This is a genomic window from Novosphingobium sp. 32-60-15 (assembly GCF_002280675.1).
Taxonomy (GTDB): Bacteria; Pseudomonadota; Alphaproteobacteria; order Sphingomonadales; family Sphingomonadaceae; genus Novosphingobium.
In genome coordinates, this window is record NZ_NCEN01000058.1 from 1 (window position 1) to 7,070 (window position 7,070).

At 60.7% G+C, this 7,070-nt stretch carries 7 protein-coding genes; 3 read left to right on the forward strand and 4 right to left on the reverse strand.

Translation table 11 applies throughout. The annotated features are described in order from the left end of the window. Positions 1–144 precede the first annotated feature (144 nt). The 3 genes from B7Y89_RS18100 to B7Y89_RS18110 all read left to right on the forward strand — a co-directional run bounded on the left by B7Y89_RS18100 (position 145) and on the right by B7Y89_RS18110 (position 2,214). Positions 145–375 (forward strand): topoisomerase DNA-binding C4 zinc finger domain-containing protein, encoded by a 231-nt coding sequence (locus B7Y89_RS18100; protein WP_292941001.1) that lies wholly within the window; start codon positions 145–147, stop codon positions 373–375. 101 nt (positions 376–476) lie between these two features. Beyond that, positions 477–1,478, forward strand: a complete 1,002-nt coding sequence (locus tag B7Y89_RS18105; RefSeq protein ID WP_292941004.1) for a site-specific integrase — start codon at positions 477–479, stop codon at positions 1,476–1,478. Continuing rightward, a complete protein-coding gene (locus B7Y89_RS18110) occupies positions 1,456–2,214 on the forward strand; it encodes a Fic family protein (RefSeq protein ID WP_292941007.1) in 759 nt (252 codons plus the stop codon). The genes B7Y89_RS18105 and B7Y89_RS18110 overlap by 23 nt, the downstream gene beginning before the upstream one ends. 15 nt (positions 2,215–2,229) lie before the next feature. On the opposite strand, the gene B7Y89_RS18115 is transcribed toward B7Y89_RS18110, so the two are convergent. The 4 genes from B7Y89_RS18115 to B7Y89_RS18130 all read right to left on the reverse strand — a co-directional run. Further along, complete coding sequence (locus B7Y89_RS18115; RefSeq protein ID WP_292941010.1) at positions 2,230–2,799, reverse strand: RES family NAD+ phosphorylase; 570 nt, start codon at positions 2,797–2,799, stop codon at positions 2,230–2,232. Positions 2,800–2,822: 23 nt separating this feature from the next. After that, a complete protein-coding gene (locus B7Y89_RS18120; protein ID WP_292940992.1) occupies positions 2,823–3,404 on the reverse strand; it encodes a hypothetical protein in 582 nt (193 codons plus the stop codon). Between the two features lie 398 nt (positions 3,405–3,802). After that, positions 3,803–6,616, reverse strand: coding sequence for a conjugal transfer protein TraG N-terminal domain-containing protein (locus B7Y89_RS18125; protein ID WP_292940995.1), 2,814 nt, complete (start codon positions 6,614–6,616; stop codon positions 3,803–3,805). 18 nt (positions 6,617–6,634) lie between these two features. After that, positions 6,635–7,070: conjugal transfer protein TraH (locus tag B7Y89_RS18130; RefSeq protein WP_292940998.1), on the reverse strand; the 436-nt coding region annotated here is incomplete at its 5' end.

Consider the following 7,070-nt stretch of genomic DNA (forward strand, 5'->3'; position numbering starts at 1 on the left):
CTCCAGACTAAGATACGCTCGGCCCTAGCCGCGCTGCAGACAGGCCCGCAGCAGGTCGCGATCCGTGCGCGGAACGGCGATCCCGCGCTCATGGAAGCGCTCGCGAAGCGCGCTCAGGCAGCGCACGATCTCAAGTCGCTTGGAATGCCAGTACCGACTACTGCGCCGTTCACGATACAGACCCGGCAGGCTCCTTCACCGACGCCATCGCCTAGTACTCCGCCTCGCTCGCCTTCGACAGGAAGCGCATCCGCGCCGAGCTGCCCGCAGTGCGGATCTTCGATGCAGCGCCGGACCGCTCGGAAGGGCTATCGCGCTGGCAAACAATTCTGGGGATGCACTCGCTATCCGACGTGTCGTGGGACGCGGAACTGATGCAGGCTAAAACGGGGCGGCAGCGCAGACTTGTGTCCGATAAACGCGATTCTCGGACATAAGAATTGGCGTCGAAGGGGCCATCCGCTACGATGGCTGCGATGGCCCGCGACCTACTTCCGTTATCGACCAACCTCCCTGCCGATCTTCTCGCGGAGATCGCCGGCGCCCGTGATACGCTGGCGGCGTCGAAGGCCAACGCTACCCAGAAAGCCTATGCGTCGGACTGGAACCGCTTCTGCGACTTCTGTGACGCGCGCAACGTCGAAGCGCTGCCCGCCCACCCGGACATCGTCGCGCTGTTCGCCCATGTCGAGGCCGAGGCGGGGATCGCGCCGGTCACGATCGGCCGGCGCGTCGCGGCGATCAACCATCATCACAAGGAGGCGGGTCTCGCCTCGCCCACCGCGCGTGATGCCGCCGGCGTCATCGCGCAGATGATGGCGGGCGTGCGCCGCAAATATGCGCGCAAGAAGGATCAAAAAGCGCCGGCAGCGGCGGACGTTCTCACCGCGATGCTCGCGAGGATCACGGCCGCAGGCCTGCGCGCCAAGCGCGATCGCGCGATCCTCGGGATCGGCATGGCGGGCGCATTTCGCCGGTCCGAAATAGCCGGTATGCAGTTGTCCGATCTCGATTTCGAGACCTCGGGCGTGCGGATATCAATCCCCCGTTCGAAAGGCGATCAGGATGCCGAGGGCCAGGAGATTGCAATCCCCGAAGGCCGTTATATCCGGCCTGTCAGCCTCCTCAGCGACTGGCTTGAGGCGGCCGATCTGATCGGCCCTGATCCCGTTACCGGCAAGCCCCGGACGGGCCCGGTGTTTCGCCGGTTGACGCGGGGGGACGCGCTGACTGCCGATCCGATCACGGACAAGACCGTGGCCCGTCTGGTGAAGACGACGGCCCTGGCGGCCGGGCTCGACCCAGCCCTGTTCTCCGGGCATTCCCTACGCGCGGGTTTCCTTACCGAGGCGGCCGCGAAGCGAGCGAACCTGTTCAAGATGAAGGACCACTCGCGCCACAAGTCGCTCGACACAGTCGCCGGCTATGTCCGCGATGCCGCACTGTTTGACGACCATGCAGGTGAGGAGTTTCTGTGATGCAGGGCTGCCCGGCAATTCTGCCGGCTCAACGAAATTCGAGATCTCGGAAGAGCCGACAATGACGACAGCGCCAGAATGGCAAGCTTATGCCATGCCTAATTACGATGCGGTGATGACGCAGGCATGCACAAATCTGCAGCAAAAGATCCTTGTCGACGCCGCCTATCGTTCTGCCATATTGACCGATCCTCGCGACGTTCACCGCACCTTGTTCACTGGAATCACGCCGCCAGGCTATCCCGAATATGCGGGCACCTACCGAGGTGCGGCAGGGACCTCGCTCGAGGGACGGCGTTCGGGGGCGCCCCAAGCCTTCAGCCCCCAAAAGAGTTTTTCGTTCGAGGAGCCTGAGAAAGTCGCCTCCCAGCTTGATTTTATGCTGTCCGAGGTTCGTCGCGAGCTGGTTCCCGCGCGGTCCGCTACGCCTTTTGTGCAACTCCTGACCTTGACGCACCTTTTTTGCTGGTTCGGCAAAATCCATCCGTTCCTCGACGGAAACGGTCATATCCAGCGCGCCCTTTTCGCCGCCGCGGCCACCGAACTGAAGATCCCACTCGCCGCCCGCTTCGCCATCCACCCGCGTCCGTTTGATCGACTACTCGCCTGGCCGCTGGAAATGTTCACGCGCGCCGCGTCCGACCAACGCGAGCATTTCCTCGCGATGGTAGCCGAATATCTCAGTTCGTGGTTGGCCGGTCCTTTCGATCTGCCCGCGAGCGGAATTGCCCCATAAGCGGCCGGGCCGGATTCAGAGCTCGATAAGCGTATAGCCACGAGCGGCGAGCAATTTCCGGGTCCAATCCTTGCCAATGGGCACGCCCTCGGCACTCAACGAAATCGCAGCATCAGCCCGATCGAAAAGTGCGATGCAGAGTTCATCAGTATCGAACCGCGATCGGTACTGAATACCGTCGAGGTTCGTGCTCTTATAAATGTCCGCGGAAATCTGCTGTGGCACCACATAGGCGCCTGGATTGTCCACCGGATCGAAGTCGGCCGAGACACCAGCGGCAGTGGTCCTGAACCAGCCGAGGCCCGGTCCATGCACCTTGGCTAGACGGATAGGCCGGCTAGCGGTGAAGCTTGCCGCGCGCCTCCTGGCCACCTGATCCCAAAGGACATCGCGGTCCTTTGGCGTTCGCAGCAGAGTCTCGGCAAAGGGGCCAATGAGCGTCTTTCCAAGATAGAGAACACCGAACTTGCCTGCTGGATCGTCCCACCGCCAGGTGGCGTCCTTGCGACCGTACCATCTCGCAGCAACCGTCGCGCCGTGAACCCGATGAAGCACCTTTCCCGTGGCGATCGTCGCCACGGGCATTCCCCCTTTCGCTGCCATATGCGTCAGTCTTCGAGAGTACGGGCGAACCGCACGACACGTTCGATCTCTGCGTCGCTTCCCTTGAGGAGTTCGATGGGGCTCATTCCATCAAGACCCTCATCGCCGCTAACGAGAAACTGCAGAATGGCCCAGCCAGTCGTGTGCGGAGCAGCAGCGAGAACCTTCAAAATTCCTGGGAGGATCGCGTTGCCGTCGAACTGAAACACCGGGAAAAGCTTTGTTCCATTGTCCTCGACCATCAGCAATCGCCGGTCCTTCACCGCCTTATAGACGGCCTGAATCGTCTTGTGTCCAAGCAGTGCGCGCACCTTCTCGGCAGTCAGCGCGCCGCCCGCCGCGTCGATCATCCGTCGCTTGAAAGCGATGGCGTTCGTGATCCGCTCTGCGGCCTCCGGGTTATCTGTTTCGACCGCCGGGATACCAAGAGCGAGATGAAAGACCAGGCTGGGTACGTCGATGCTGCTGATAGCGGCCGCCTTTGCCGCCGCCGGCATCATTTTGATGATGCGATCGGTGCTTGCCACTATGCGGTCGTGGAGGACACGATCCGCATCAACGAAGCCCATATTTGCCGGACGAACCATTCGATCATTCCTGTTGAGTCAGTTCCATATATGCTTAAACTAACACGCTTTCAACCGGCAAGCTTTGCTTGCCAGCCTCGGCGGCGCGGATGGGCCGCTTCAAGAACCGCTGGCCGCACCTCTTCGAGGCACTCTCAAGCTGCAAGTAGGGAGGCAAAAAAGCTGAGCCCAAGGGGCCCCATTCGAGCATTCATAGGGACATAAGCACGATCTACCGTGCTTCGATAAATTCGATATCCGACATGAGGTCATTGCGAACAAAGCTGATGAACCCTCACGTCGCTGATACAAGTGATGATAGACCGCTCACACCCGGCAGAGCAATCGGAGGCTTCATCTCGTTGGTGTTGCTTGTAGGAACTGGCGTCTATCTGTTCGTGGCCTGGTGATTAGCACATTCATTTCCTAAGATCAGGATCGTTGAAAAATCCGCGATTCTGATCCCGGTTTACTTCCGACTGCAAATCAACGGTTGCGCCAGCTCGATTGGTTCGGGCGGCCTCTGCGGCAACTCTGTCATCGCTCAGCCTGGCCCGACCCTCATCGATGATTGTTGCAGCGGCATTTGGATCGCCGCCCGGGCTGCCGCTGCCAAGTCGATCAACCCCGTGCGGACGATAAGACGCTCGGACATCCCCTGGTCCTCCTACATCAACGCGGCGCACATCGACCAAATTCGGCTCGACGATACTGCCTTGGATCTCCCCCCAGAGCGCGTCCCGCTTTTCCTGTGACCACTGTTGAATCATTTGCGACCTGACGGCCCGCTGCTGATCGGTGAGGCTCGTCGCCCACAGCTCAGGTGCATCCAGGTTGGGATGGAGCAATTGTTGCTGCCGATACCACTGTGCGAGATCCTGACTCAGGTTCTCGCTGAGCTGCATTCCGTGTGTTTCGGCGAAGCTGGCGTCGCGTGAGAGCGACTCGGACAGCTCCTCCATCTTGCGTGCTGCCTCCGTATAGGAGCGCGCCCGAGCAAGGGCATCTTCAGTGCTTTGGGAGGAAGATGATGTCGACGAGGCACGGCTGAATACTCCTGAGCGCTCATAGGTGCCATCGGAGGTCGACGCTCCTGAACCGTTAGAGTGTTCGTCGCGTATGCCGCTGGACGATGAACTGGAGTTGTCGGTCGATCTGCTGGAATCCGTCCCGTAGCGCAGATTGTCCGACTGAGTTCCGGTCTTGTTGACGCTGACGGTGCCGCTGACGTTTGGCAGCAGGTTGCCCAATCGGCCTTTCCCGCCAGTAGCGCCCCGCCCAGCCCCACCAAGCGCTCCACCAAGCGAACCGGCGACTTGATCTGTCGTCCCTGCCTGTCGATCGTGACCTTCCGTGATCCGCTGACTTTGGCCGGTCGACGAGCGTTCCTCCATACCTTGCGAGCTCGAACCCGTCGTCCGATCAAACTTTTCGACGTTGGTATTTGCAGAACTACCTGCGCCGGATTCGAAGCCCGAAGAGCGCTCGGACGAGGTTCCAAAGGCGCTGCGGTTAGTGTGCGTGCTGGTGAGGATCTCTTGCGCGGCGTTCTCGAACGCCTGCGCCTGACGATGCGCTTCGCTCGCCATCTCTCTCCATTCCGCCACCGTTCCGGAGTTCATCGTCGGCGTGAACCCTAGCCGCGAGATTGCGCCGCTGGTGTCGAACACTTCCTGTCCGTTCCCGAAGCCGGACACGATCGCACCGTTGTCCTGACGCCAGCCAACGCTGGTCGCACCGCCCATATAGCTTGGCGCCGTCGTCCACTGGTCGCTCTGGCGCATGTTCGATGTGGAATTCGCCCAGCTCACATTTCCATAGGAATAATTGCCCGTCGTCTGCTCAAGCGCAGCCGCCTCGGCAGCGTTCTGCGCGGGAGCGAGCATTGACGTCGCCTGCCCTGCTATCGACATGGCTCCCCGCGCCAGGCCGGCGGCGAGGAACGGGATACTCATCAGCATGAAGCCGGCGATCGTTGCCGTTTCGCCATTCACTGCACCTATGCCGGCATAAGTGCCAAGCGTCACGCCGCCGCTGGCAACACCTGCCGCGGCCGCCTCCGCCCTCGTCATGCAGATCATATGGAGAATGACGTACAGCGGTCCCCATGCGGCAAGGTAGAAGAATCCCATCGCGTAACCCTTCAACGTCGTCAGCCCCGTTTGGGGCATGAGGAACAAAGGGAAGATCACCGGGAACATCGCGAAGAAGACAACCGTCAAGACGATGTTCAAGATCGGCACCCAGGCCATCGCCTGCTGAGCGATCGAATTGTAGGTGTTGCGCGCCTGTATATCGGCGCGAGTCTGCGCGAAGGTGTCGATCGTCGTCGCGCCCGAGCCGCCCGCCATGCTGTTTCGTGCTTGCATGAACGCATTGATGGCCGTGTTCTGCCGCATGGAGTCAGAGTAGTTGCTCGCCGATCCAGTGAAGGCGGCGTTCGCGATCGGCAGATCGTGTTTGAGCTTGTCCGCCGCGAGCGCGTTGCTCAGCTTGGGATAGAGTTCCTTGCCCCAAAGCGGCGTGTTTGCCTCTATCATCGGCGCCCATTGCGCGTTGAGCATATCGTATGCCTGGCGGCAGGTGACGATCGCGCTGTTCACAGTGCCGTCGCCCTGGCGCTCTAGCCACTCCTGCGAACGGGCCTCCGATCCGGGGCCGATATCCGTCCATAGGTCTTTCGACCGCGCAAGGATGGTGAGCGATTTGCGGTAAAGCATCACGTCGCCGAACAGACACTTTTTGAAATGCTCTTCTAGGTTCGTGGAAAACTCAGCGTCGCGGATGACGAAGTTGCGGGTCGCATCGTACAGACGAGCACCGTAGACCATGCCATTGCTCGAGTAATTGAGCTCGCCCGGCATAACGAAGACGGTCTCGGCGGTCCGTGTCAGCCAATCGCCGATCTGGGTCGTGAAACTTGCGAGCACCCCGAGCCCCAGCGGCACGTTCGCGACCGTCGCCGGTGCCAGCGACGGATTGATCCGGTCGGTCACCTTCACATCGATCGTCGGTACCATCAGGCAAAGGTAGATCAGCGTCGATTGAAGGAACCAGTTCATCCAGACTCGAAAGTTGAGCGTGAACGCAACGACAAGCAGTGAGTAGATCAAACCCATCACCATCACGACGCGGAGCAGGGATCGATATCCCCCGCCCCCCGACCAGGCAGCGACGGCGTTGAAGGTGTTGACGAGATACTCGCCACCTCCAACCGTGAAGACCTCCACCATTGCCGCAGCTCCCCTGCCCTAATTCAGGCCTTGTGCATTGAGCCCGCGCGAGAAATTGAGCGCGGACGACATCCCCGGCGTCATCGAGTTCTGGAGGGTGGACTCGAGCATGATGCTGCGATCGATGATCTGCATGGTGACCTGCAGCTTGTTTGAGAGCTTCACGTCACGCTGGGCGAACTTCTGACGGGTCGCGGCGATCTGTTGCTTCCACTGGGTCGCTGTCGCCTGATCGAATGTCTGATAATGCGTCTGGGCCTGCTCGACGCGGTCGAGCATGTTGTCGAGCATCGCGGCCAGCAGATCGACCGCCACGATCTCTGACAGCGTCTCGATCTCGCCGTCGGTCAGCGCATAGTGGGCATAGGCCTGGACCGCGAGGATCTTGTAAATTGGTACGGTCGCGATGTTCAGGAGCTGCTTCTCTGCCGCGTCGAGCGCAGTGTCCGTGCGA